Annotated in this window: 16 protein-coding genes and 1 pseudogene; 8 read left to right on the plus strand and 9 right to left on the minus strand. The window is 67.5% G+C overall.

Annotation, left to right across the window (positions count from 1 at the left end; all coding sequences use genetic code 11):
* Window positions 1–59 precede the first annotated feature (59 nt).
* Window positions 60–623, minus strand: a complete 564-nt coding sequence (locus ABZV77_RS12720) for a dihydrofolate reductase family protein (protein ID WP_356254478.1) — start codon at window positions 621–623, stop codon at window positions 60–62.
* 101 nt (window positions 624–724) lie between these two features.
* Window positions 725–1,144, minus strand: coding sequence for a tetratricopeptide repeat protein (locus ABZV77_RS12725; RefSeq protein WP_356254481.1), 420 nt, complete (start codon window positions 1,142–1,144; stop codon window positions 725–727).
* A gap of 131 nt (window positions 1,145–1,275) precedes the next feature.
* On the opposite strand from ABZV77_RS12725, the gene ABZV77_RS12730 reads away from it, so the two are divergent.
* From ABZV77_RS12730 to ABZV77_RS12740, 3 genes are all read left to right on the plus strand, one after another.
* On the plus strand, window positions 1,276–2,241 hold the full coding sequence (locus tag ABZV77_RS12730; protein ID WP_356254484.1) for a pirin family protein: 966 nt from the start codon (window positions 1,276–1,278) through the stop codon (window positions 2,239–2,241).
* A gap of 181 nt (window positions 2,242–2,422) precedes the next feature.
* On the plus strand, window positions 2,423–3,127 hold the full coding sequence (locus ABZV77_RS12735) for a response regulator transcription factor (protein ID WP_356254487.1): 705 nt from the start codon (window positions 2,423–2,425) through the stop codon (window positions 3,125–3,127).
* Window positions 3,124–4,527: a HAMP domain-containing sensor histidine kinase gene (locus tag ABZV77_RS12740; RefSeq protein ID WP_356254489.1), complete on the plus strand. Its 1,404-nt coding sequence runs from the start codon at window positions 3,124–3,126 to the stop codon at window positions 4,525–4,527. The genes ABZV77_RS12735 and ABZV77_RS12740 overlap by 4 nt, the downstream gene beginning before the upstream one ends.
* A gap of 21 nt (window positions 4,528–4,548) precedes the next feature.
* Here the strand turns inward: ABZV77_RS12740 and ABZV77_RS12745 are convergent, their stop codons facing one another.
* Complete coding sequence (locus ABZV77_RS12745; protein ID WP_356254492.1) at window positions 4,549–6,066, minus strand: sulfatase-like hydrolase/transferase; 1,518 nt, start codon at window positions 6,064–6,066, stop codon at window positions 4,549–4,551.
* A gap of 170 nt (window positions 6,067–6,236) precedes the next feature.
* Between ABZV77_RS12745 and ABZV77_RS12750 the strand changes: the two genes are divergently transcribed.
* The gene (locus tag ABZV77_RS12750; protein ID WP_356254495.1) at window positions 6,237–6,926 is read left to right on the plus strand and encodes a DUF4232 domain-containing protein; all 690 of its coding nucleotides are present in this window, start codon (window positions 6,237–6,239) and stop codon (window positions 6,924–6,926) included.
* A gap of 100 nt (window positions 6,927–7,026) precedes the next feature.
* Complete coding sequence (locus ABZV77_RS12755; RefSeq protein ID WP_356254498.1) at window positions 7,027–7,980, plus strand: hypothetical protein; 954 nt, start codon at window positions 7,027–7,029, stop codon at window positions 7,978–7,980.
* Window positions 7,981–8,318: 338 nt separating this feature from the next.
* On the opposite strand, the pseudogene ABZV77_RS12760 reads toward ABZV77_RS12755, so the two are convergent.
* Together ABZV77_RS12760 and ABZV77_RS12765 are read right to left on the minus strand one after the other, a co-directional pair.
* A pseudogene (locus ABZV77_RS12760) lies at window positions 8,319–9,596 on the minus strand (class I tRNA ligase family protein); the annotation flags it as partial.
* A gap of 596 nt (window positions 9,597–10,192) precedes the next feature.
* A complete protein-coding gene (locus ABZV77_RS12765) occupies window positions 10,193–16,567 on the minus strand; it encodes an RHS repeat-associated core domain-containing protein (RefSeq protein ID WP_356254501.1) in 6,375 nt (2,124 codons plus the stop codon).
* 491 nt (window positions 16,568–17,058) lie between these two features.
* Between ABZV77_RS12765 and ABZV77_RS12770 the strand changes: the two genes are divergently transcribed.
* Window positions 17,059–20,097, plus strand: coding sequence for an FG-GAP-like repeat-containing protein (locus ABZV77_RS12770; RefSeq protein ID WP_356254503.1), 3,039 nt, complete (start codon window positions 17,059–17,061; stop codon window positions 20,095–20,097).
* Window positions 20,098–20,283: 186 nt separating this feature from the next.
* Here the strand turns inward: ABZV77_RS12770 and ABZV77_RS12775 are convergent, their stop codons facing one another.
* The gene (locus ABZV77_RS12775) at window positions 20,284–20,466 is read right to left on the minus strand and encodes a hypothetical protein (RefSeq protein ID WP_356254506.1); all 183 of its coding nucleotides are present in this window, start codon (window positions 20,464–20,466) and stop codon (window positions 20,284–20,286) included.
* 51 nt (window positions 20,467–20,517) lie between these two features.
* Between ABZV77_RS12775 and ABZV77_RS12780 the strand changes: the two genes are divergently transcribed.
* Complete coding sequence (locus ABZV77_RS12780) at window positions 20,518–20,916, plus strand: hypothetical protein (protein WP_356254508.1); 399 nt, start codon at window positions 20,518–20,520, stop codon at window positions 20,914–20,916.
* 90 nt (window positions 20,917–21,006) lie between these two features.
* Here ABZV77_RS12780 and ABZV77_RS12785 read toward each other — a convergent pair whose 3' ends face one another.
* Both ABZV77_RS12785 and ABZV77_RS12790 read right to left on the minus strand, forming a co-directional pair.
* The gene (locus ABZV77_RS12785; protein ID WP_356254511.1) at window positions 21,007–21,474 is read right to left on the minus strand and encodes a DUF4279 domain-containing protein; all 468 of its coding nucleotides are present in this window, start codon (window positions 21,472–21,474) and stop codon (window positions 21,007–21,009) included.
* A 129-nt stretch (window positions 21,475–21,603) separates the two neighbouring features.
* On the minus strand, window positions 21,604–23,574 hold the full coding sequence (locus tag ABZV77_RS12790) for a potassium transporter Kup (RefSeq protein ID WP_356254513.1): 1,971 nt from the start codon (window positions 23,572–23,574) through the stop codon (window positions 21,604–21,606).
* 648 nt (window positions 23,575–24,222) lie between these two features.
* Between ABZV77_RS12790 and ABZV77_RS12795 the strand changes: the two genes are divergently transcribed.
* On the plus strand, window positions 24,223–24,837 hold the full coding sequence (locus tag ABZV77_RS12795) for a DUF4331 family protein (protein ID WP_356254516.1): 615 nt from the start codon (window positions 24,223–24,225) through the stop codon (window positions 24,835–24,837).
* Between the two features lie 90 nt (window positions 24,838–24,927).
* Here the strand turns inward: ABZV77_RS12795 and ABZV77_RS12800 are convergent, their stop codons facing one another.
* Window positions 24,928–25,272 carry an EthD domain-containing protein gene (locus ABZV77_RS12800; protein ID WP_356254519.1) on the minus strand — a complete coding sequence of 115 codons (345 nt, stop codon included), beginning with the start codon at window positions 25,270–25,272 and terminating at the stop codon, window positions 24,928–24,930.
* Window positions 25,273–25,514 lie beyond the last annotated feature (242 nt).

The following is a 25,514-nucleotide window of genomic DNA, read 5'->3' on the forward strand; positions in this document are numbered from 1 at the left end:
GCCGCAATTCTTACGGTGGACGGCCGAGAATGGCTAGGGAGAGACGGAACTAATGCGTATTAGTTCGTGAGCTCATAGCGGAGCAGGACGACACCGTTGCCGAACGTCCGCGTTGCGGCGAGCTTGAGGTCGGCGGTGACGTCCGACGCCTGGAACATGGCCTTGCCCCGGCCGATCACGACCGGATGGACATAGACGTGGATCTCGTCGATCAGCCCGAGCCGAAGGAAGGCCGCGGCGAGATCGGCGCCGCCCACGCCGAGGTCCCCCTTCGCCGCCTCCTTGAGCGCCCGGATCTCCTCGGGCACCACGTCGCGCATGATGGTGGTGTTCCATCCGGCCCGCTCCAGCGTCCGCGAGAACACGTACTTGGGCATGGAGCGCCAGATCCCGGCGAACTCCCGCACCGGCCCGGTGCTCGCCGGATCGGAGTCGGCATCCGGCCAAAAAGCCGCCATGAGCTCCCAGCTGACCCGCCCGTCCAGGAACGCGCCCATGGCTGCGGCCTGCTCATTGAAGTGGCGGTGCAGCTCGTCATCGACCAGATGCCAGTCGATCTCGCGATGCGGCCCCTCCATATAGCCGTCCAGGGACATGGACATCGCCCAGATGATCTTCCGCATTGCGATCCTCGCCGTCGAAGGGGTGGCCGGAGGGAGGGGGCACCCTTACGACGGGCGCCCCCTCCCCGCATACCTACCTCTTCCTACCCACCCCCGCGCGCTCAGACTTGCGCGAATTCCCCGTCCAGCGCGGCGGCCATGCGCAGGTGGGGCGCCGCGTCGTCGGCGCGGTTCTGCCGCTGCAGCGTGCGCCCGAGCATGAGCCGGGCGTAGCTCTCGACCGGGTCGAGCTCGATCACCTTGCGCAACGCGGTCTCGGCGCGGCGCAGTTGGGCCGAGTGGTAGTAGGCGCGGGCGAGCAGCAGACGCGGGGCGACCTGCTCGGGCACCTCGTCGGCCAGGACGTCGAGGATGCGGGCCGCCGTGGCGTACTCCTTGGCCTCGAAGAACAGCTGCGCGCGAGACCAGCGCTCTGCGGCGGTCCCGTGGCCGAGGTAGTCCGTACCCAGGTTCTGCTCCACGCCGATCTGCTCGACGTCGATCTGCTCCACGTTCATCTGCTCCACCTTGTTCTGCTCCACTGTCTTCCTCCTTCGAGGCCTGTAACGAGGTCATGTAGTTGAATATTCCACGACTCTCGTACGGGGCACGTCCGGCCGGTGGCGGATAGCCGACTGCCCTCCGGAGGGCCCACAGGGCTAGGTTGTGCGGCATGAGCAATCTTGATCGCGAAGCGGTTCCTTCCTTGTGCGGAGGCCGGGGATTCGTCGTCGCCGAACCGGTACGGGAACTCCTCAGCCCGCGTCGGGTCAAACTCGGCGAGTCCACCGAGGTCCGTCGCCTGCTGCCGAACCTCGGGCGCCGGATGGTGGGCGCCTGGTGCTTCGTCGATCAGTACGGCCCCGACGACATCGCCGACGAGCCCGGCATGCAGGTCCCGCCCCACCCGCACATGGGCCTGCAGACCGTCAGCTGGCTGCACGACGGCGAGGTGCTGCACCGCGACTCCACGGGCAGCCTGCAGACCATCCGCCCGCGCGAGCTGGGCCTGATGACGTCGGGCCGCGCGATCTCCCACTCGGAGGAGAGCCCGCGGTCGCACGCCCGCTTCCTGCACGGCGCGCAACTGTGGGTGGCCCTGCCCGACAGCGACCGGCACACGGCCCCGCGCTTCGAGCACCATGCGGAGCTGCCCCAGGTCACGGCCCCGGGCCTGACCGCGACGCTCCTCCTGGGCGACCTGGACGGCTCGACATCGCCCGGCACGACGTACACGCCCATCGTGGGCGCGGACCTCGCACTCGCCCGTGGCGCGGACGTCCGCCTCCCGCTGGTGCCGGACTTCGAGTACGCGGTCCTGTCCATGTCCGGCGAGGCACACGTCGACGGCGTACCTGTGCTGCCCGGCTCGATGCTCTACCTGGGCTGCGGCCGCACGGAGCTCTCCCTGCGCGCGGAGTCGGAGGCAGGTCTGATGCTCCTGGGCGGCGAGCCGTTCGACGAGGAGCTGGTGATGTGGTGGAACTTCGTCGGGCGGTCCAACGAGGAGATCGCACAGGCCCGCGCGGACTGGATGGACAGCTCGCGCTTCGGCGAGGTGACTGGCTACGACGGCGACAGGTTGTCGGCGCCGAAGCTGCCGCCTGTGCCGCTGAAGCCGCGGGGGCGGGTGCGCTGACCTGTGCGGTTGCTGTGGGCAGGGGCGCGGCATGGGGCGGTCGCGGGTGTCTTCTTGCCTCATGCGTCCCGCGGGGCCGAAGTCCGACCGCCCTCAGCTGACGTCCGCTGAGCCCCCGAGCAGCACCTGTCCCGAGGGGCCACGCTGTCCGATCCGGGAGGCGTGATGCCAGGATGCCGGGATGAGCGCATCAGAGGTCCCGGCCGGTACCCGACTGCTCGTCGTCGACGACGAGCCGGCCATCCTGGACGTCCTGGCCACCTCCCTGCAGTTCCTCGGGTACGAGGTGGCGCAGGCGGAGACCGGCAGGGCGGCCCTCGCGGCCGTTCGCGCCCATGCCCCGCACCTCGTGCTGCTCGACGTGATGCTGCCCGACATCGACGGATTCGAGGTGGTCCGCCGATTGCGACAGGCCGGCTCGACGACCCCGGTGATCTTTCTGACCGCCCGGGAGAGCGGGCAGGACATCGTGGGCGGCCTCGACCTCGGCGCCGACGACTACATCACCAAGCCCTTCAGGCTGGCCGAGGTCGCCGCCCGGGTGCGGGCCGTGCTGCGCCGGGGCGAGAGCCGCGCCGAGTCGCGCCTGCTCGTCTGCGGCGACGTCGAGATGAACACCGAGACGTACGAAGTGCGCCGGGCCGGTGTCCTGGTCGAGCTCTCGCCCACCGAGTACCGATTGCTGCACCATCTGCTGCTGAACCGCGACCGCGTCCTGACGCACGAGCAACTGCTGGCACACGTCTGGGAGTTCGGCGAGGGCGACCACGGGGTCGTGAAGACCTACATCTCCTATCTGCGCCGCAAACTCGACGCGCTGGGCCCCGGCCTGATCGAGACCCGGCGCGGCGTCGGCTACATCCTGCGCGACCAGAGGACCGCGTGAAGCCTGCCGGGGCCCGACGCCGCTCCCTGCGGCCCCGCTCACTGCGCGGCCGGCTCCTGCTGGCGCTGCTCACCCTGGTCGCCGCGGCCCTGCTCGCCCTGGACACCGTCGTGTACACGGCGCTGAGCAACGACCTCATGCACCGTAGCGACGTCACCCTGCGTGCGGTGCGCCAGCGCGTGGCACAGCAACTGGAGCAGGCCGGGCCGGACGGGAAGCTCGGCAACGACGTCCGGTTGTTCGGGGCCTCGGAGTTCTACCTCCAGCTGCGCCGTCCCGACGGCACCGTGCGGGACCTGGTGCCGCGGCTTCGGGACCCGGACGACGCCGTGCCGCGCCTGCCGGACCCGCTGTCACGGGCGCGCGGCACCGACCCGGTCACGGTGGGTCCGGCGGCGCCGGGCGGCCCCGACTACCGGCTGCTGGTGCAGCGCGTTCCCGGGCGCGGCACGCTGGTCGCGGCCGTACCGCTGGACCAGGTGCAGGGGACGCTGCGCCAGGTGCTGATCGTCGAGACGGCGGCGACCGGCGGAGTGCTTGCCCTGCTCGCGGGGGCGGGGCTGTGGGTCCTGCGCCGGGGCTTGCGCCCACTGGAGTCGATGGCCCGGGACGCGGACGCCATCGCGGACGGCGACCGTGCGGGCCATGTCGCACCGGCCGACGACGACACGGAGGTCGGGCGCCTCGGCCTCGCCCTGAACACGATGCTGGCCGTCGAGCGCACCACCCAGGACCGGCTGCGCCGCTTCGTCGCGGACGCCTCGCACGAACTGCGCACCCCCGTCACGGCGGTCCTCGGCTACGCCGATCTGCACCACCAGGGTGCGCTGGCCCTCCCCGAACAGCGGGAGCGGGTGATGCACGGGATCACCACCGAGGCGCTGCGGATGCAACGGCTCGTCGACGACCTGTTGCTGCTCGCCCGCCTCGACAGCGCTCCGGTGCGCGGACGGTCGTCAGTGGACCTGTCCGCGATCGTGCGCGACGCGGTGTCCGCCGCGCGTGTCATGGCCCCCGACAGCCCGGTGACGGTGCGGGCCGAGGGCGGTGCGACGGTGTACGGCGATGCCGAGCAACTGCGGCGCGTGGTCGACAACTTGCTGTCCAACGTGCGCCAGCACACGCCCTCCGGGACCGCGGCGCAGGTGATGCTGAGTACCGCGGTTCCGGACGCGCCGCACATCACCCTCACGGTCGCCGACGAGGGCCCGGGCATCCCGGAAGAGGCGCTCCCGCGGGTCTTCGACCGCTTCTACCGGGGCGACCCGGCGCACAGCGGCGACGGCAGCGGCCTGGGCCTCGCCATCGTCGCGGCGGTGGCCGATGCCCACGGCGGCAGCGTGGCCGCCACGCCGGGGGAGGGGACCCGCGTCACCGTCCGGCTCCCGGCGACGCCGTGACGTGCCGGAAGCCCGGTGCCTTCAGCCGTCGACCCGGGCCGCCGCGGAGCACTCCTTAGACCCCTTGCAGTCCTGCAACTTCGCAAGGGAAGCGGCGAGTTGACTCTTCGTGTCCGAGGACAGCCCCGCATAGACGTTGTGCAGCATGTCCGGATCCTTGCTGCGGTCGTAGTACTCGTGGGAGCCGTTCTTGTACTCGACATACGTGTACTGCCGGGTGCGCAGCGCCTCGTAGGAGGGCGGATTGCCGCTGTCCTTGCGAGGCTTGTCGGGATCCTGTGGTGAGGTGTTGGGCCCGTGATGCTCCACCAGCGCCGTTTGCGGCCAGTCCTTCGGAGTCTCCCCCTTCAGCAGGGGCACCAGGCTGCGGCCGTCGGTCGACGGGTCGGGCGTGCCGCCGCCCAGTTCGGTGAAGGTGGGGCAGATGTCGATGTTCGAGGCGACGGCCCCGGTGGTGGCGCCTCGTTCGACGCCCGGTCCGGTGACGACCAGCGGGACGTTCACGTCCGTGTCGAACGCGGTCTGCTTGCCCGGCATCAGACGGTACTGGCCCATGTGGAAGCCGTTGTCGGAGGCGAAGGCGAAGACGGTGTTGTCGTAGACGCCCTCCTTCTTCAGCTTCTCCTGGAGGTCACCGATCATGCGGTCGACCGCCTGCACGGCACGGACGCGTTTCCGGTACGTCTTGGTGATCTTCTCGATCTGCTGCGGCGTGAAAGCCTTCTTGTCCTTGAGCCACTGCGGGGCGTCCGTCGGCGTCCTGTCGAAGGCCGGCGGCTTGGGGAGCTTCAGATTCTTGTACTTGCCCTCGTCCTGCGGCGCCGGGGTGGCCGGGCCGTGCGGCGCGAACGTGGAGATGTCGAGCACGAAAGGCTTCTTGTCCTGCACCGACTTCTCGATGAAGTCCTGGCCCTTCGCGTTGACGACGTCGGTCAAGTAGTCCTTCGGGTCGTGCCCGTAGTCGACCGTCCTGCCGTTCTGGTTGAGCGTGTAGTCGTACTCCTTGTAGCCGTTCCCGGCCACGTCCCACTCGTCCCAGCCGGGGGGTACGTAGTTCTTCTCGCCGTCCAAGGTCATGTCCGGCTGGTAGCCGTTGAGGTACTTGCCCATCATCGCCGTGCGGTAGCCCTGCTTTTTGAGGGCGGTGGCGAAGGTCTTGTCCTCGTTGCCCTTGTCGTGGAAGGTCTGGAAACCGCCGTCGGGCGGTGTGTTGGTGAACACCCCCGTGTTGTGGGGGAACTTGCCCGTGAAGATGGACGAACGGGAGGGGCAGCACAGCGAGTCCGTCACCGTGTAGTTGGAGAAGGACAGTCCAGCCTTCTGCATGGCCTTCACGTGCGGCATGTAGTTCACCAGGTCCGACGAGAGATCGTCGGTCAGGACCCACACGATGTTGGGATGCCCGGACGACGCGCCCACGCTCTCGTCGGCCGGATGCGCCCCACTGCCTTCGCTGTTGCATGCGACCAGTCCGGCCGCCGCGAGGGCGACCGTGGCCAGCCACAGCGGAACTTTCCTGCGAGCGCCTGCGATGGTCAACGGTTCTCCTCCTGGACGGCGTGACGGAACGACTCACTGCCCTTCGACCCTGACGCAGAAGGGTGGGAGAACCGTGTGAACACGGCGCGCAACGCGTGGGAAAGACTCCGGAACCCGGGCCGCGGGCGCATGCCTGCCGCGAAGACGGACAGCCGATACGTATGAATGCCATGAGGAGGAAAGGACAGCGAGAACGTGTCTGCGCGGCCGCACTCGTGGCGGTCGGCGTACTGGCGGCGACCGCGTGCGCCGCGCACGATGACCAGGCGCACACGACAGCACAGAGCGTGTCGTCGGAGGCCACGGCCAAGGCCAAGGACAACACCAAGGCTGCCCCCAAGGGCGATGCCAAGAAGGACGCCAAGAAGGACGCCAAGAAGGACGCCAAGCCCAAGAACGACGCGGCACCGGTTGCCAGCTCCGCTGCCGCTGCCCGGCCCGCCCACCGCAGCAACTGCACCACCGGCGACCTGAAGGTCGGCCTCACACCGACGGGTCGGGAAATGAACAGCAAGTACTTCGACCTCACCCTGACCAACACCACCGGCGGCACCTGCACGCTCAGGGGCTATCCCGGACTCTCCCTGACCGACGCCTCCGGCCGGCGCATCGGCGAGCCCGCAACGCGGTCGCACAACGGCGACAGGCAGGACGTCGTACTCAAGGCCGGGCAGAAGGCCCACGCGGTGGTGCAGACCCCCGACCGGGGGGTCACCGACGGCAACTGCTGGGCCAAGCCGGCCCGCGTCAAGGTCTATCCGCCCGACAACACCGCGTCCCTGACCACGGCCGCGCCGCGCACACTGGAGGTGTGCGGGGACACCTTCACCGTCGGACCCTTCACCTCACACGCGCTCTGAGGCCTCCGAAGACGCGGAGCCCGGCCACGATGTGCCTTTACACTGCGCCATGGCACCAGAGGTCACACAGTGACTGGCCGAAAGCGAACGGGGGAGTGGCATGGCTACGGGGGGATGGGGGCCGGGTAACGGCCCGGGTCAGCCTGGCGGGAACGGACCGGCAGGCCAGGGCGGCTGGGGCGCTCCCTACGGACCACCGCAGGGCGGCCCCTACGGTCCGCCGCCACCGAATCCGGGCCCGAACCCGAACCAGCCGCCGTACCCGAACCCGTACCCCTACGGCCCCCAGCCCACGAGGCCCGCCGCCCGGCGTCGCTTCGGGCTCATCGGCGCGCTGCTGCGCTCCGCGCACCGCGCCGCCACCAGGCTCTTCGCACAGGAAGGTGCGGGCCGGATAGAGGACCGCACCGTGGACCGCGTCCAACTGGCCCGCACGGTGCTCGGTGTTGCTGCCACCATCGGCCTGATCCTCGCCTACAACGTGGATCCGAACCGCTGGGAGGACGCGGCGTACGGCGGTGCGGCCCAACTGGTCTTCGCGCCGTTCGTGCTGATCATCGCTGCGCCCTTGGTCATCATCGGATTCATCTCCTACGCACCCCCGCACCTGAGGCCCCATCTGCGCTCCCGGCTGCGCGCTCCACTCAAGGCGGTCGGCTGGTACGTGCTGACGCTGGTCGTGATGGGCGGAATCCTCGTCCCGACCGCGCTGACGGTGAACGCCGACGACGGGAAGAGCCTGTGGGAGTACGTACTGGTCGTCGCCTCGATGTTCGTGTTCGTGTGGGGTTTCCCTTTCTTCTTCATGGCGTCGCTGTACTCGGCCCGCAGCGCCTTCAACAGTGCCCAGGTCCACCCGATGCTGCCGCCCGTCCTCACCATGACGCTGGTGTGGGTGTTCGCGGCCTTCAGCCTGATCGGCGACGGCATGCCGGGAGGTCCGCCCGTCGTCCAGTTCTGCTCCACGCTGGGTGGGCCGCTGTCAGTGACGGCTGTCTCGCTGTGGGAACTGCGGCGGATGAGGACCCGTTTCGGCGTCACCCTGCGCGCCTGATCCGGCCGACGCCTCCCTGCTCCGAACTTGCCGCCTGTGCCGCTGAAACCGCGGGGGCGAGTGCGCTGACCAGTGCGGTTGCTGTGGGCAGGCAGGGGCGCGGCATGAGGCTGATATTGAGCCCGGTGTGGGGCTCGCGAGGAGAGATAGGGCCTTGGGGGTCCGCGTTCCGTGGCGCGCGGGCGTCGCGAACGTTTGTTGGGAGTCGACAACTGCTCATAGCGCGTGCCACCGCTTGCGCTCGAGCGCGCATCCTTCCGAAGTACGGAACCTATGGGGCGGTAGGCGTGCGGATGTCACGCCGAACCTTCACAAGGAGCTGCCCGCCACCCAAACCCTGGAACTGTGAACGCAGTACCCGCAGGCACGGTGTTGAGGGTCTTGGCCTGCTCCGCGCTCACCCAGGTTGCGGTGTCGCCGTCGAGTGCGAAGGCGGAGCGCATGGCCTTGGCAGAGGAGGGGATGAAGGGCTCGGAGGCCACCGAGCAGAGGTGGATCAGGTTCGTTGCCGTGCGCAGGGTCAGCGCGGCGCCGTCCTTGTCCGTCTTGATCTCCTGCCAGGGGGCCTTCTCTTCCAGGTAGGAGTTGCCTGCCGACCACAGGGCGCGCAGTGAGGCGGCCGCCTTGCGGAACTGGAGGGACTCCATGTGGCCCTCGTGCATGGCGAGGTCCTTGTTGACTGTGGCAGTGAAGTGCTCCCACGTGAACGACGTGTCGTCCGACTCCGGGGCGTAGGCCATCATGAAGTAGCGCCAGAAGTCGACCGGCAGGATCTCCAGCGCGTCGTGCGTGAAGACGCCGCGGCGCTGCGAGGTGGAGAGCTTGCCGCCGTAGTAGTTCAGCCAGTTGAAGGACTTGACGTAGTCGACCTTCTTCCAGGGCTCGCGTACGCCGAGCTCAGTGGCCGGGAACATCACCGTGTGGAAGGGGACGTTGTCCTTGCCCATGAACTCCGTGCACCGGACGTCGTCGGCCTCGTACCACCACGATTTCCAGTCGCGGATCTCGCCGTCAGGGGCGGCGTCGGCCCACTCCTTGGTCGCGCTGATGTACTCGATCGGCGCGTCGAACCAGACGTAGAAGACCGTGCCCTCGGTCGCCAACTCCGGCCATTCGTCGCCGACCGCGTCGATCCATGCCTCCACCTCGCCCTGCAGCTTCGACTGGAGCAGGAAGAGGTGCTTCGTCTCCCGGACCTCGAGGTCCGTGGAGCCGCTGATCGCCGAGCGCGGGTTGATCAGGTCGGGGTCCAGGACGCGGGTGCAGTTTTCGCACTGGTCGCCGCGGGCCTTGTCGTAGCCGCAGTGCGGGCAGGTGCCCTCGACGTAGCGGTCGGAGAGGAGGCGGCCGTCGGTGGGGGAGTAGACCTGGTGGATGGCCCGCTCTTCGATGAAGCCGTTCTCGTTCAGCTTTCGTGCGAAGTGCTGCGTGATCTCTACGTTCTGCTGCGAGGAGCTGCGCCCGAAGTAGTCGAAGGCCAGCTCGAAGCCGTCGTACGCGGCCTTCTGCGCGTCGTGTGCCTGAGCGCAGGACTCCGCGACCGGTAGTCCCTTTTCTTTTGCCGCCAGATCGGCCGGGGTGCCGTACTCGTCGGTGGCGCAGATGTAGAGGACGTCGGGCTCGAGGGGTCGGCGGGCCCAGGTCGGGAGCCCGTACGGTTGAGGCGACGTCGAGGTCGCGCCGCGACGTCAGGGTCTGCGGGTGCTCGCCATGCTGTCGAAACCGGGAAATGCGCCCGCCACCAGTTTTCGCTGCGGGGCCGACCCTCCAGATGGTCGGAGCTGCTGGCGGGCAGGAACAACGCTTGGCCGCACAGGACAGGCGGCCAAGCGAGTCCCGTACGGCCAAGCGGAGCCCATATTAGGGTCCGCGATCGCGCCCTTTCCTCAAGCTTCGCGTTTCCTCCACCGCAGATGGACGATCGCTATGCATGATTTATGAGGTGATCCCCATCCGAATCTCAACAATCAGGCCGATGAGGGAGACGAATGTGATCATTCCACCGGCAAAGCGAAGAGATCGCGGTGACGCCCTGTCGACGGGCCCGGGAAGCACTGTCGAAAGGAACACGTAGGCTCGATCAGCCAGATCGGCGATATTGAACGCAAGAGGGATACCGATAGCGAGCATTACCGCATAGAAAATCAATCCTCCTACGCTCATCTCGGACGAGACTCGACCGGCGAACTCAATTTGATTCAACTTGCACCCACTACCACTTGAATATGTCGCCGATTCGACCGACCTTCGTGCCGTGTGACGTTGTCACACCTGCCTCGGCGCCTATGCCGCCGATCAGCCCGAAGCTCGTAGTTCCAACGGGTTCGCCCCGGCTGTTCGTAGCCCCGATGGCTCTCTCATGGCTGACCGTCCCGCCGATGCCGTAAGCACCGCTCAGCGTACCGCCCCAGCCGTCTCCTCTGAGCTGCTCGAAGTCAGTGGCATTGCTGCTCATGAAGGAGATACCGCCGTTGAAGCCGACAGATGGTGTCTCTGATCCCTTGCTGAGGCTGATTCCGAAGTCGCTCTTTCCGTCCGGCCGCCGTGTTCCGACGAAGCAGACAGAGGCCGTCCCTCCGAAGCCAATCCCAGCCGACCCGCTGAGGCACATACCAGTCGTGTCCCCACTGAAGCTCTGGGCCAGCTTCTTACTCTTGTCCGTGATCCAACCGCCCGCCTTCTTGTACCAGGGCTGGGACGCCTTCTTGGCCTGGTCCGCCTTACGTCGTTGTTCGTCCGCGCGCTTCTGGGCGGCGCGGGCGGCGGCATCGGCGCGTGCCCTGGCCTTCTGGGCTTCGTAGGCTCGGCTGCTGGATTTGTTATAGGCGGAGTACGAGAAGCTGGAGCGGCTGCGCTCCGCACGTGACTGCTTGCTGTATGCCCGTCCGAAGGGGGTTCGGGTCCAGGCGATGTATTTACGCACCGTCTTCACCACGTACTTGACGGCTCGTATGACCCTGTTCATCAAACCGAAGAAGAACTTGCCGTCCGGATCGGCATGGACGAGCGGGTTGTTATTGCCGTAGGTATAGCCGTGCATCTGCTGCGGGTCAGCCGTGTCGATGACGGGGTCGACCGAGATGAACCTGCCAAGTGTGGGGTCGTATTCGCGAGCCCCGAGGTGCGTGAATCCGGTGTTGTCGATCGTGCCGCCGACGAAGCCGCGGTTGCCGGGCCAGTTGACGTCCCGATCGCCGCGCGGTGCGCCGAAGATGTTCATCTTGCGGCGGGTCACCGCCTGGCCTGCGGCCAGGAGGACAGCCGCCGTGGCGGTGCCGGTGTGGTCGTTGAGGAGGATGCTGGTCTGGTTGCTCGCCTTGACCGCGACCGTTTCGCCGCCCGCTTCGTAGTAGCGGGTCGATGACTTCGTACCGTTCGCTTCGGCGGTCAGTTCGTTGCCGCCCGGCAGGTAGAGCGTGTTGCGTGCCGGTGTCTTGGCCAACAGGCGGTTGCCGTCCGCGTCGTAGACGTATTCCGTCTTCTGGCCCGACTTGGTCGCCGTCTCCAGGTGGCCCTCGTCGTCCCAGGTCATGTCCTGGGCGGTGCCCCCGACGGTGCGCTTCGTCGTGTTGCCGGTCTTGTCATAAGCGTAGGAGTCAGTCGTCTTGGCCGGGGTCTTGGTCCTGGTCTTTGCGTCTGCCTCCTCCGTCTCGATGCCGGTCAGCTGGCGCTTGGTCGCGCCGTTCTGGCCGTACTTGTAGGTGCGGGTGACGTCGTTGGCCGTCAGCACGCTGCCTTCGACCTTGTGCTGGGTCTCGGTCTGGCGGTTGCCGATGGCGTCGTAGGTGTAGGAGTGCCAGTAGGCGTCCGGGCCGCCGACCTTGGGCTGCTCGCCGCCTGTGCCGCCGTTCGCATCCGGCTGAGCCTTGCAACTGTCCGTCGCGGTCCAGGCGTTGGTGATGCGGCGCAGTGCGTCAGTCGTGAAGCACTGGGTGTCGGTCGAGCGTTCTTCGTCCTGGCCGGAGGTGGTGTTGAGGCGGGTGATGTTGCTCGCGAGGTCGAAGGTGTAGTGGATGTCGTCGATGCGCGACGGGCCGGTCTCGCGGTCGGTGGTGGTGCGGGCCACGTTGCCCGTGTGCTCGTCGTACTCGTTCGTCTGCCACACCTTCTGGCCCTTGCGGCCGTACTCGGTGCGCAGGACGTGGCCGAACGGGTCGTAGGTGCGGTTGTTGATGAGGACCGAGGCGGTGGTGCCTGCACCGACGAGCTGGTCCTGGGGGCCGTAGCGGTAGGTGAGGTTCTCGGATATCTGGCCGGGCGTGGCCGGTTGGCGGAGCCAGTCCTGCAGGCCGGTCTGTGCGTTGTAGCCGGAGGTGAAGGCGTACGTGCCGGCCAGAGTGCCCTCGCGGGCGGGGACGGTGACCTTGGTGCCGGTCGGCTGGTAGCGGTCGTTGAGTGCCGTGATCTCGTTGGTGTAGTCCTGACCGGCCTCGTGACGGACCGACTTCGTCAACTGGCCCTTCGCCAGGGTGTCGTAGGTCCAGGTAGATCGAGTCGTGTCGCCCTGCTTGAGGGTCGTCTTGCGGCCCAGCGCGTCGTAGCCCGTCGTCAGGGCCTTGCCTGCGGCGTCGGTGACGGTCGTGGGGCGGTCGAGGTTGTCGTAGGCCGTCGTGTAGGGGCCCCTGTCCGGGTCCTCCACCTTGGTCGCGCGGTCGCGGTGGTCGTAGTGGTACGTCCACTTCGCGCCGGTCGGGTCGGTGACCGTCTTCTGCTTGCCCGACGGCGTGTACGTGTACTTCGTCGACTGGGACTTGGTGCGGTCCGCGTTCGTGTACTGGAGTAGCTCCGTGGTGCGGTCCCGTACGTCGGTCACTGTCGTCGTGGCGGTGTCGCCCTTGGGCGGGATCACCGTCACCCGGTCGCCGCCGTACTGGGTCGTCGTGCGCGAGACCTCGTCCCCGTACTTCTCCCTGATCTGCACCGTGGGTCGGCCTGCGCCGTCGTAGGTGGTGCGGGTCGCCTTCGGGGTCTTGGTGTCGTCGCCCGTCACCAGTTCGCCGGAGGCGTCGCCGTTGGCGTAGTAGCCGTCGTAGGACTTCCACTCCAGGCCGCGGGAGTCGTACAGCTTCTCGGCGATGATCCGGCCCTGGCCGGTCGCCGCGGGTGCCTGCGACTCGCGTTCGCGGCCGAGGCCGTCGGCGATCGCGTAGTCGGTGCGGTAGCCGCCGTTGCGCTGGAGCGTCTTGGTCTCCGTGACGTTCGGGGCGGTCTTGGTGACCGCGTAGGCGAACTGACGGCTGGGGGAGTCGGCGTGGTCCTTCTTGGGCCAGCCCGGCTCCCATACCTTCACGGTGCGGCCGAGGCCGTCCAGGATGGCGTCGGTGCGCTTGCCGTTCGCGTCGACGGACGCCACCGGCGCGGTGCGGCCCGGGTCGTTCTCCGTGGTCTCGGTGTGGCCGAGCGCGTTGGTGGCGACCTGCTTGGTCGGCGCGTACAGGGTGGTGGGGGTGTAGGCGGTGGTGGTCTTCTGGTTGGCTGCGTCGAGGGTTTCGGTGACGCGGCCGTGCTGGTCGACCTTGTTCCGCTCCGTCGTGACGAATCCGGTGCCGGCGGCGTTCTGCTCGTCGACCCGGGTGACGTCGCCCTTGTCCGGGGCCGCTCCCAGGGCCTTGTTGTCGAAGTAGGTGCGCGTGTCGGAGATCAGGTCGTCGGGGAGCTTGGGGTCCGTGCCGCACGCCTTGGCCACGGTCTTGGCCGCCGAGGTGAACTCCAGCATGTTCTCGCCCGTGTTGCGGGCGTAGTTGGTGAACGTGCAGGTCTCGTCACCGGACTTGGCGGTGTCGCCCAGGTCGGACTCGCGGGTGAGCATGCCGTAGGAGTCGAAGGTCCGCTCGACCTTGTTGCGCTGCCAGGACGTGCCGACCTGGGTGCGCCCGGCCTCGATCCGGGCCTCCTGGACGTGGAACGCCTCAAGGTCCGGCAGGCCGTTGCCGCGCTTGTGGGTGGCTGTGGCCGCCGACCTCCACGGAGTCGACGCGGACGACTCGATGATCTTGCTGTCGTTGAGGGTGGCCTCGTCGCGGGTCATGCCCGCGAAGGAGGGGTGGTCGTCGACCTCGTTGCCCTCGCTGTCGGCGACCTTCGCGCCGGGGATGCCGCGGAAGTAGCGGGCCTCACTGACCTGCTTGGCTCCGTCCGTGCCCGTGCCGACCGAGGTCTTCACGCGGGCGTAGCCGCGGAAGTCGGAGTTGGTGCGGTACTTGGCCTCGGTGAAGGCGTCATCGCTCTTGGCCCATGCTGCGCCACCGGTGTACGTGTAGTCGGTCTGCTTCGCGATGGCTCCGCCGACCTTGTCCTCCTCGCGGACCTGCGTGACGGCGTAGGTGTGGAACCAGTCCTTGACCGGCTTGTAGTCGTCACCGGGGGAGTCCGGAGAGGACCAGTACACCGGGTAGCAGCGCTTGGTGTTGCCGGAGTCCGACGGGAGGCTGCTGCGGGTGCACTCGGGAGCGCTGTAGGTGGCCGCGATGGTGCCGCCCATCTCGTTGTTGATCGCTCGCACCCGGTAGCGGATCAGCGGCGGGATGCCGTCCCCGGTCGCGTCCACGCGGTTAGCCAGCTGCTTGCCGATGAACGTGATCGGCGGCAGCGCCGTCGCCGTGCCGCCCGTGTAGCCGGTTCGCTTGATCGATTTGAGCCACAGGGCGGGCGAGGAGCCATCGCCCGTGGAGGGGAAGCTGTGATCGAAGGCCCAGGTGTCGACCTTCTGGTACGAGCTGCCGACGCGGACCTCGCTGGTGATCGACGCGATGCGCTTGCGTGACCAGAACGAGGGGCTGTAGCGGTTCTTGCACTCCGTACCGGGTGCGCAGTACTGGTCGAACGGCACGTCCGGCCAGTGCTTGGCGTTGGCGGCGGTGAACTTGGTGGTCGCGCAGTCGAACGAGCCGGACTTCACACACCGCTCCGCCGCGCTGAAGTTGACCTTCGCTGCGGGGGTGCCGGTGTAGAGGTTGTTGGAGCGCAGCCCGTACTCGATGCGCTTCAGGTAGCCGCCGCGCGTGTACGGGGTCGCCGTCGATTTGCCGGTGGAGAGCTGGACGTTGCGGCCGTAGTGGTTCTGCACCTTGGCCCAGTAGTAGGCCATGGCGTCGCCGTGCGGGTTCACCACGTAGTCGAGGTTCCAGCGCCATGCCTGCTGGCACCACGCGGAGGCGAAGTCGGCCTTGTGGCAGGGCTCGCCGGAGTGGTTGCCGAACACCGGGACCGTCCAGGTCGAACCGGTGGTCTCCTTGCCGTCGGCGTAGCCGGGAAGCTTGTGGCGGCCGAAGAAGTACTGCACGCCCGCGGTGTCAGTGACCTTCCAGTACTCCCCGTCATTGTCGCCGTTGCCGAGGGAGCTGTCCTTCAGATGCTCGACCTTGCTGCCGTCGTCCTGCTTGAGCTTCCAGGCGCCGGTCTTATCGTCCTTCACCAGCTCGTTCGTTGAGCCGCCGAGGGAAAGGACGGCGTTGTCGCCGCTCCAGCACAGGTCGCCGTTCTTGGCCTTGTTGGTGCCGCCCGTCATGTCGGCGCTGCAGGCCTTGTAGCGGCGCTCGATGAAGCCGGGCTCCAGGGTGAAGCCGTCACCGACGTTGTTGGCCTGGTTGTTGGTGGCCGCGGTGCGTCCGTCCACGGCGGTCGAGGAGTAGGCCAACGACAGCTCCGGGCCCAAGTCACCTGCGGCGCCCGGGGCTTCGAGGTCGTAGGTCCAGGTGAAGGCGCCGGAGGAGTCACCGGCCTGCCAGTTGCCTGACGGGGAGAGGGAGGTTGCTTTGTAGTCGCCGCTTGAGCCTGACGGCTTCGAGGTTACGGCGAAGAGGGTGCGGGCCTTGAGTGTCTGGGGCGTCGGCTGTGCGGACGCCGACTGCTTCTTCGACGGCTCGGCCTTCTTGTCCGAGTCTTTGCCTGAGTCCTTGCCCGATTCCCTGTCCGAGTCCTTGGGCGTCTCCGAGGCAGAGCCGCCCTCAAGGGTCACCCGGGCTGTCAGCTGGGACTTGTCGTCGTCGTTGTCGACTGCCTTGATCGGGGTGGGTGTGCAGTCACCGGTGCCCTTGCCCTTGTACCCGTCCTCGTCCTTTCCGGTCTCGGACAGGGCGCACTCGGGCAGCTCCGCGAGGGTCAGGCGGGAGGCCCAGTCGCCGCCGATGGCATTACGGAACGCGGCGTAGTCGACGGACAATTGGGCGTCGCCGCCGGTGGAATCGACGCCCAGGACCAGGCCATCGATTCCGGCACGCTCGGCGGCTTTTCGATCCAGGACCTCGACGCCGACCTCGCCCGTCACGGTCCCGGCATTCTGGCTGCCACGTGGGGCGGGAGCCTTCGATATGCGCACCGGGAGTGCTCCGGCCTTCACGTCGGCGGTGCTCTTGCCGGCCATGTTTGCCGCAGCTTTACCAGGCTTGGGCCAGGCGGCTTCAGGGATGGACTTCCATTCCTTGCCCGCCGTGTCGTCCTTGGCGGCCCCCGACGCCGTCGCCTTGGGAGCGCTGCCCACCTTCGAGACCGGTACCGGCGGAGTCTTCTGTAGATCCGGCAGCGCCAGCGGCGAGAAGGCCAACGCCTCGGCGGAGACCAGACCCACCAACAGAGTTGCCGCGGTCAACGAGGTGACCGTCCGTACAGCACCCCGGCGCCACCATGCCCGTTTAGAGGGCCTGAATGTCGAGGACGTGCCTGGTGGCTCGTCAACTTCCCCACGGACAGCAGTACGTGACACGGCGCAGACCTCTCCCCAAGGCGTAAGCAAATGAACCGCGCCGACATTACACAGGCTTTACCTAGGTGCTTGACCAATTCTTAGGGAATTCTCACCTGTAAGGACCTTCGACTGCCGGTAAGTGACCAAAGTCCTGATGAGTAAGGACCAAAGGCACCTATGGCATCCGTATTGCAGCTCGGGGAAGGGGATGTGACGGGTTTACGGGTGTGGGGTACGTTCCGCTGTGCTGATCCCAGGAATCACGCCCTGGTCGAATTTCTGTGAAGGGACCCCTGTTGAAAACGGGCCGTCAACCCCGAAACTCCCGGCGTACGTTGCCTCGTATATCGTTGGTCTGCGCTCTGGCCGCAGCCCTCGCCATCCCGGTGCTGGCCGTGTCGCAAGCCTCCGCGGAGCCCGAGCGCACCGGGCAGGAGCAGGCGAGGCAGGCAACCGACGCGGATCCGGAGACGGCCGCATCGCGCAAGGCCGCACGGACAGGTGAACGGGTCGAAGTGCTCTCGCATCGAACTCAGTTCGACACTGTCTACGCGAACCCTGACGGCACCTTCACGGAAGAGGCTGCTGCGGCGCCGGTCCGCGTGAAGCAGGACAACACTCTGGTCGACGTCGACACCACTCTGCGCCTGCGGGACGGCGCGGTCCGGCCCAAGGCCGTCGATGTCGGCCTGGAATTCTCCTCCGGCGGCGACGCGCCGCTGGTGACGATCACCCGCAACGACCGGCACCTGACAGTCGATTGGCCGGGTAAGCTGCCCGCCCCTCGCCTGGAAGGCGACACGGCCGTCTACCCGGAGGTGGCACCGGGCATCGACCTGCGCATGCAGGCGGGTGTGGACGGCTACCAGCAACTGCTCGTGGTCAAGACCCGCGAGGCTTCCGACAACCCCCTGCTCAAGAAGGTCCGTTACGGTCTAGACGCCGACGGAGTGAGCGTCAGCACCGACCATACCGGCAACCTCACCGCGGTGAACCCCGCCGGGCAGGCGGTGTTCACCGCACCAGCGCCCGAGATGTGGGACTCAGCAGGTGTCCCCGATACACAACTGGCCGCTGCCAAGAGCACGAAGAGTACGAAGAGCGCCAAGATCAAGGACGTCGGCGCCCTCCTGGACGAGCAGGGCGACAAGCCCGCCACCCCCAACGAAGACGTCTTCGAGCCCCGCTACGGCGCCGCCACCACCCGTATGCCCCTCAAGGCATCCAGTGACGAACTGGTCGTGACGCCGGATCAGAAGGTGCTGTCCGACCCGGACACCGTCTTCCCCGTCTACATCGACCCGACCGTCTCCAGCCCTCGCCTGGGCTGGACCGCGGTCAGCAAGAAGCACCCCAGCACCTCGTACTGGAACCACTCCTCCAAGGTCGCCCGGGTCGGGCACGAATCGGAGACCAGCGGCACCTGGCGTTCCTTCGTCCAGTTCGACCCGCGCAAACTGCACGGCAAGCAGATCACCAAGTCCACCCTGCGCATCAAGAACACGCACTCCTGGTCCTGCACCAAGAAGCCCGTCGAGGCGTGGCTGACCGGCGCGATCTCCTCGGCCACCACCTGGAACAAGCAGCCGGGTTGGGGGACGAAGTACGCCACCGTCACCGCCGCCAAGGGCTGGTCGTCCTCGTGCCCGGCAGGCAACCTGGAGTTCAACGTCAAGGGAGCCACCGCGGACGCCGCGGCCAAGAAGTGGACCAAGGTCGCCTTCGGGCTGCGCGCCAGCGAGAGTGACGTGCACGCGTGGAAGAAGTTCGACGCCTCCACCGCGGTGCTCTCCACCGAGTACAACTCGGTGCCGAACAAGCCATCGAGCCTGGACACGGTGCCCAGCACCCGTATCAACAACTCCTGCGGTGACAAGGGCACCTACGTCACTGTCGGCAACACCGACGTACAGCTGACCGCGAAGGTATCCGACCCCGACGGAGGCAGCGTCACCGCGCGCTTCCACCTGTGGCCGACCGGCAAGCACGACACCAGCCCCGGCATCGTCGTCAACCGGGACGTCAAGGTCACCTCCGGCGGCATCGCCCGCACCACCGTGTCCAAGAGCCTGCTGGCCAAGCACCTGGGCGCCGCGAACGGCAACTACTCGTGGAAGGTCCAGGCCCGCGACGGCAAGGCCAACTCAGACTGGAACCCCACCAGCGGAGCCCCCGGCTGCCGCTTCGCCTTCGACCCGAACCGGCCCAGCAACCCGCCCGGCATCACCTCCACCCAGTTCCCCGACGGACAGGACGGCTGGCCCGAGAACACGTCACCGGCCCGCACCGAGGGCACTTTCACGCTTTCCTCCGCGGGTATCAAGGACGTCGCCAAGTACGAGTACTGGACCGACTGGGACCCCAAGGCGCGCTCCGTCAAGGCCCCTTCCGCAGGCGGCAGTACGAAGGTTGAGCTCACCCCGCCCTCGACCGGCCCGCAGCGTGTCTTCGCCCGCTCCCTGGACAAGGCGAACAACAAGTCCGACACCCGCACCTACCTCTTCTACGCCGACCCCACCGGCAAGACCGACGAGCCCGGTGACCTCAACGGCGACGGCAACCCCGACCTGCTCGCCCTCCACAACACCGGACAGCTGCGCATGTACGCGGGCCAGGGCAACGGCCGGATCGGCACCACAAGCGACGCCAGCACACAGGACTTCACCGGCTCCCTGATCACCCGACGCGGCGACTGGACCGAGGACGGCTACGAAGACCTCATCGCCACTTCGGGCACCAAGGGCAGCCGACAGCTGCACATCCACCCCAACAACGGCTTCGGCTACGCCTGCACCAACTACGGCGAAGAGGCGAACGGCTCCGCGTGCGGCGACGGACGCCACGACCTGAGCCTGTACGACCCGGCCAACGACCACTTCAAGAACGCCGACCAGATCCTGGCCATCGGCGACGTCGACGGTCCCACCGACCTGGACGGCAACGGCAAGATCGACGAATGGGACCTGCCCTCCTTCCCCGATCTGCTGGTCAAGGAAGGCAACCACCTCTGGCTCTACTACGGCCACGCCACGGGCTACCTCGACGAATACGCCGAACCCATCCTTATCGGCGACGGCACCTGGTCTGGCTACGACCTCGCCGCCCCCGGCGACGTCACCAAGAACGACCACGTCGACCTGCTCGCCCGTAAGCGCAGCACCGGCGAACTGTTCACCTACGAAGGCACGGGCCCGGCTGGCGAAGGGCTCGGCTCCGGGTCGCGCAAGCTGACGGCCACCGGCTTCACTCCTGCCGCCCGCCCCCTCCTTACCTCGGCCACCGACGCCGACAACGACGGTGTCCCTGACCTCTGGGCGACCACGAACAACACCAGCCAGGGACTTCACTTCTACCCGCGTCTGACGGCTGGTGGCCTCGGGGCTCCGGTCGCGATCGGCACTGGTGGTTGGGACAAGATGGCTGCGCTGGGCTGACGCCCGACGCGCAACTGCGTGGGACAGGTGGGGAGGCCCGGCCCGTATAGGGCCTCCCCGTCTCCCCGCGCACAGCGCGCCGTCACGCCCTCCCCGTATCCCGGGTTCCACCTCGCACGCCTTCGCACCACCACGACTCAGGACTTCACCCCGTGCACCACCGTCCCCGCGAGGGTGGCCACCGCCTCACCCGTAGGGGTTGCTGGGCCGGTAGCGAACGGTCACGGGGTAGCCCTGGACGAGGACCACGGCGTCCTCCTCGAATTCGATGTACTGGCCGTCGAGCGTGGTGAAGCCGTGGACATGGTGCCAGTAGGTGTTGCCGCAACCATCGCCCTGATCCTCGCCTACAACGTGGATCCGAAGCACTGGGGGTACGCGGCGTAGGGCGGTGCGGCCCAACTGGTCTTCGCCCCGTGCGTGTCGATCATTGCTGCGCCCCTGGTCATCAGCGGAATCCTCGTCCCGACCGCGTTGACGGTGAACGCCGACGACGGGAAGAGCCTGTGGGAGTACGTGCTGGTCGTCGCCTCGTTGTTCGTGTTCGTGTGGGGTTTTCCCTTCTTCTTCATGGCGTCGCTGTACTCAGCCCGCAGTGCCTTCAACAGTGCCCAGGTCCACCCGATGCTGCCGCCCGTCCTCACCATGACGCTGGTGTGGGTGTTCGCGGCCTTCAGCCTGATCGGCGACGGCATGCCGGGAGGTCCGCCCGTCGTCCAGTTCTGCTCCACGCTGGGTGGGCCGCTGTCGGTGACGGCTGTCTCGCTGTGGGAACTGCGGCGGATGAGGACCCGTTTCGGCGTCACCCTGCGCGCCTGATCCGGCTTCGGCGGGCCGACCCTCGCCGGGTTTCTGCCGAAGTACCGGCAGCGGACCAGATCGATCGAGCACCTGCGCTCGCGAACCTTCTCAGCTTTCGGCGGCTGCGCTCGAAGTCATGTCGTATTCGTCGACATCCAGGACCGTGCCCGTGCTGGTGAGGAAGTCCAGCACGTCGCGATCGAGGTGCCAGCCGAAGAGGTTCGGTCCCGCGGTGGTGTTGCTGTCTGAGTCTGCTGGTTGGCTGAAGTAGCGGACGATCTGCAACACCGCGGCGTTGCCGGGCTCGGGCTCTTGCTCCAGCTGTCGTACGAGTTCGGTGATGCGGGCGGTGTGGGGCCGGAGGCGGCCGACGATCTGAGCGATCTGCTCGTCGATGCGCAGACCCGACGTACGGCACACGACCTTCCAGCTGTGGCAGACCGGCAGCATCGGCTCCGTGGTGCGGCTGCCGCGAACCGCTCTCTCATCAGGCTCGACGCCGAGGAAATCGGTCATCTCACGGGTGCTGGTGCGCTCACTCGACAAGGCGAAGTAGGCGTACTGGTCGACAGGCATCCCCGGACAATAACTGAGTATGCCTCCGGGGAAAGCCTGGTTCTGACCCTGCAAGTCGCGTTGGGCAGGCCTACGACTCGCCCGGACCTTCCGGCCTCGGCAACCTCGTAGGGGACAACGGTGTTGTTCCTACACCTCGATGTGCGAACCCATGATGACCGTGCGGTCGCGGGGCAGGCCGAAGTGCTCGGCGGCGTCGGACGTGATGTAGGAGGTCGCGATGAACAGGCGCTTGCGCCAGGGCGGCATCGTCGGCGCCTTCCCGCGCCGCAGCTCGATCTTCGACAGGAAGTAGGACGCCTGCTCGAGCTGCAGTGGCCCTTCCGTTTCCGCCGGGTCGAGCATCGCCAGTGTGCCGGGCACGTCCGGTGTCTCCATGTAGCCGAACCGGGCGGTGACGTGGATGATCCCGTCGTCGCTGTATCCGAGGTCGTCCACGACGATCCGCTGGTCCACCGGGATACGGGGCACCGGCTCGGTCTGCAGGGTGAGGATCACGACCTGCTCGTGCCGTACGTGGTTGTGTTCGACGTTGGCTCGCATGGCCAGGGGTGCGGTCTCCTTGCCCCGGTTCAGGAAGACGGCCGTCCCTGGGACCTGGCGGGTGGCAGCCTCGCCGCTGCGCAGGTCGTCGACGAACTCGGGCAGCGACCCTTCGGCGCGCGCCCGTTGCTCGGTGACCAGCTCGCGGCCGCGCTGCCAGGTCGTCATGACGGTGAACGCGGTGAGGCCGATCAGGAGCGGCAGCCATGCGCCGTGGACGAGCTTGGTCATGTTGGCCGCCACGAACAGCAGGTCCACGAAGAGGAGCAGGCCGCCGCCGATGGCGAGCAGCCAGCGGGGTGTGCCCCACTTGGCGCGGGCGACGTAGAGGAACAGCAGGGTGGTGATGGTGATGGTGCCGGTGACCGCCATGCCGAAGGCGTAGGCCAGCTCCGCGGAGGAGCGGAAGGCGAAGACGAGGGTGAGGACCGAGACCATCAGCAGCCAGTTGATCCAGGGGACGTAGATCTGACCGACGGTGGATTCGGAGGTGTGCGCGATGCGCAGCCTCGGCAGGTAGCCCAGCCGGGCCGCCTGGGAGGCGACCGAGTACGCGCCGGTGATCACTGCCTGGGAGGCGATCACCGTTGCCGCCGTCGCGAGGAGCACCATGGGCCAGCGCCCCCAGTCGGGCACGAGCAGGAAGAACGGGCTGCTGATGTTGGCCGGGTCGTCGAGGATCAGCGCGCCCTGGCCCAGGTAGCTCAGGACACAGGCGGGCAGCACCAGGAAGAGCCAGCCCCGGGTGATCGCCCGTCGGCCGAAGTGCCCCATGTCGGCGTAGAGCGCCTCGGCGCCGGTGACCGCGAGCACGATCGCGGCCAGGGCGAAGAAGGCCGTACCCCAGTGGCCGAACAGGAAGCCCAGTGCGTACGTCGGTGAAAGCGCCCTGAGGATGCCCGGGTGGTCGACGATGCCGACGACGCCGCACGCCCCGATGGCCACGAACCAGGCGATCATGACTGGCCCGAACACCCGGCCCACCGCCGCGGTTCCCCGGCGCTGCACCAGGAACAGCAGCACGATGATCACCGCGGTGATCGGCACGACCGCACTGTCCAGCGACGGCTCGACGACCTTGAGTCCTTCGACCGAGGACAGCACCGAGATCGCCGGGGTGATCATGCTGTCACCGAAGAACAGCGACGCACCGAAGATGCCGAGCGCGGCAAGTACGATCGCGGCTCGACGCCCACGTTGTGCACTCCACCGCCGCAACAGGGTGATCAGCGCCATGATGCCGCCCTCGCCCTCGTTGTCGGCGCGCATCGCAAGCAGCACGTAGGTGACCGTGACGATGATCATCACCGACCAGAACACCAGCGATACCACCCCGTACACGTTGTCCGTGGTGACCGGGACGGGGTGCGGGTCATGGGGGTTGAACACCGTCTGGAGGGTGTAGATCGGGCTGGTACCGATGTCACCGAAGACCACGCCGAGAGCACCGATGACCACCGCGAGTCGCACCGCGTCGTGTGTGCTCGCCCGGCGAGCCTCCGGCGCCCCCGACGCGGATCCGTCGTCCGACTCGGTTCCCTGCCGACGATCGGCCATGGTGCTCCTCCTCCGTGCCGTCCGCTGAGTCGTGGAACAGGGCATCGGGGCGGACGATACCCAGCCCTTCGACGGGGGCGGGACTGTAGGGCCGCTTGCGACCCGGACGCTGCGGATTATGCGGGACGACCGGCGGCAGCGGCTCGATGCGCGCCCGCAACGATGTCACCCGGCTGATCCCACTCCTCCAGCCGCGCCTTCAACGGCCAGAGCGGGGCGGCTCCGACTGCTGCGAATACGTCGGATGACGGATATACAGCCGCTGGCGTCAGGCAGATCGTTAATCTCGACGCTCCTCAAACCATGACGGATGCGACGACCTGCACGTAGGTCGGCAACGGGTGATCGTCCCGGGTCCTGGACGGGAGGGCCCGGTGGGAGTCGCGATATGGCACACCACGTCTCCGGCCTGGGCATCAGCCCCACGAGCATGGACCCCAGGAGCCACATCACCGACCTCTACGTATTTCAGAAGCCAGGCGATGCGAGCAAGACCATCCTGGTGGTCAACGTCAATCCGACCTCGCCTTCCGCATCCGCTTCTCCCCGGTACGGGACGACGCGCAGACCGCGAGCCTGCAACTGGCGACCGGCCGGGAGGCCGCGGCCAGCCTCGACGCGGGGGACACGATCCTTCTCGACGCACCAGTGACCTTCGGCTCCGGGCCGCGGATCACTGCTGTCGGCGACTTCAGGTTCTTCGCCGGGATGCGCAGCGACCCGTTCTTCGCCGACCCCGTCGGCGCGACCGACAAATTCCAGTGGACCGGCCAGGATCTGTTCGCCGACAAGAACGTGTTCGGCATCGTGCTGGAAGTCCCGAACCGCGCGCTGGGCCCGAACTCGCAGGTCGGTGTCTGGGCCAGGGTCCTGGTTCCGCACGATGGCCGACTGGTTCAGGGCGACCGGGCCGGGCGGCCCGGGATCGATGCCAACTTCAACCAGGACGACCGCGACAAGCGAGTCTGGAACCAGCAGGGGCCCGCTCATGATCGCGAGGGTTTCCTCGACAAGTTCGCGCACGTCTTCGAGGGCGCGGGCCACCCCAAGGACCGGGCTACCGCTCTCGCGGAGAGCTTGCTTCCCGACCTTCTGATGTACGACTACGCCAGCGCCGAAGGGTTCCCCAACGGCCGCAACCTCACTGACGATGTCATCAACATGGGGATCGCCCAACTGAGCAACGGTGCTGTGCCCCACGACGGGCTGCGGCCTCACACCGACCTCCGCATGGACTTCCCCTTCCTCGGGGAGCCGCACTAGGCGCCCCTTCCACCTCACGTCACTCAGCCGCGGGTGGCTCCCGGCCCGGAGCCGACGGAGAAGCAGCTCGGCGCGCGGGGACTGCTCCGCTCAGCTTGTGATCGGGGTTTCGGTGGTGTACAGGAAGCGGGTCTGGGAGCGGTCGAGGAAGTTCTCCTCGTCGGCGGCGACGGTCGTGGTGAAGACCTCGGAGGTGAACCAACCGGTCGCGTCGGCGAGGTCGTCGAACCAGGCCTCGACGACACCGTCGTAGTAGGCGGTCGGTAGGCCGGGGATCTCGTCGCCGGTGGGAAAGAGCAGGACATGGCGCCGGAGCGGTACCGCTTCGTCCACCACGCTCGCGATCAGCGGCAGATGCTTGTCCGTCCAGTACGCCACGAACTCCTCGTGGGTGAGGTCCGCACGCCGGGTAAGGAAGATGCTGATCTTGATCACCGGACTCCTCAGGGCAGGTTGGGGTTCCTCGATAACGCCCATGCTAGGCCGATGAGTTGAGGGACGTATGAGGCGACGGTGCCCACTGGTAGGCGGTCATCGTCGGCAGGCTCCGGCCGTTGCGGCCCGTACGGCGTAGTCCTCGAAGGTCCGGGGCGCCCGTCCGAGGACGGTGGCGAGCGTGAGAGTTACACGAGGGGCTGCCCAGTACTCCGGCGAGGGGAATGGCTGTCTTCGCCCGC

This window comes from Streptomyces sp. NPDC004732 (genome assembly GCF_040609235.1).
Lineage (GTDB): Bacteria > Actinomycetota > Actinomycetes > Streptomycetales > Streptomycetaceae > Streptomyces.

What these genes read in the sequence shown, in the direction of transcription:
- ABZV77_RS12720 (WP_356254478.1), bottom strand. Translation starts at nt 623, where the DNA reads ATGCGGAAGATCATCTGGGCGATGTCCATGTCCCTGGACGGCTATATG.
- ABZV77_RS12730 (WP_356254484.1), top strand. Translation starts at nt 1,276, where the DNA reads ATGAGCAATCTTGATCGCGAAGCGGTTCCTTCCTTGTGCGGAGGCCGG.
- ABZV77_RS12735 (WP_356254487.1), top strand. Translation starts at nt 2,423, where the DNA reads ATGAGCGCATCAGAGGTCCCGGCCGGTACCCGACTGCTCGTCGTCGAC.
- ABZV77_RS12750 (WP_356254495.1), top strand. Translation starts at nt 6,237, where the DNA reads ATGAGGAGGAAAGGACAGCGAGAACGTGTCTGCGCGGCCGCACTCGTG.
- ABZV77_RS12755 (WP_356254498.1), top strand. Translation starts at nt 7,027, where the DNA reads ATGGCTACGGGGGGATGGGGGCCGGGTAACGGCCCGGGTCAGCCTGGC.
- ABZV77_RS12785 (WP_356254511.1), bottom strand. Translation starts at nt 21,474, where the DNA reads ATGCCTGTCGACCAGTACGCCTACTTCGCCTTGTCGAGTGAGCGCACC.
- ABZV77_RS12790 (WP_356254513.1), bottom strand. Translation starts at nt 23,574, where the DNA reads ATGGCCGATCGTCGGCAGGGAACCGAGTCGGACGACGGATCCGCGTCG.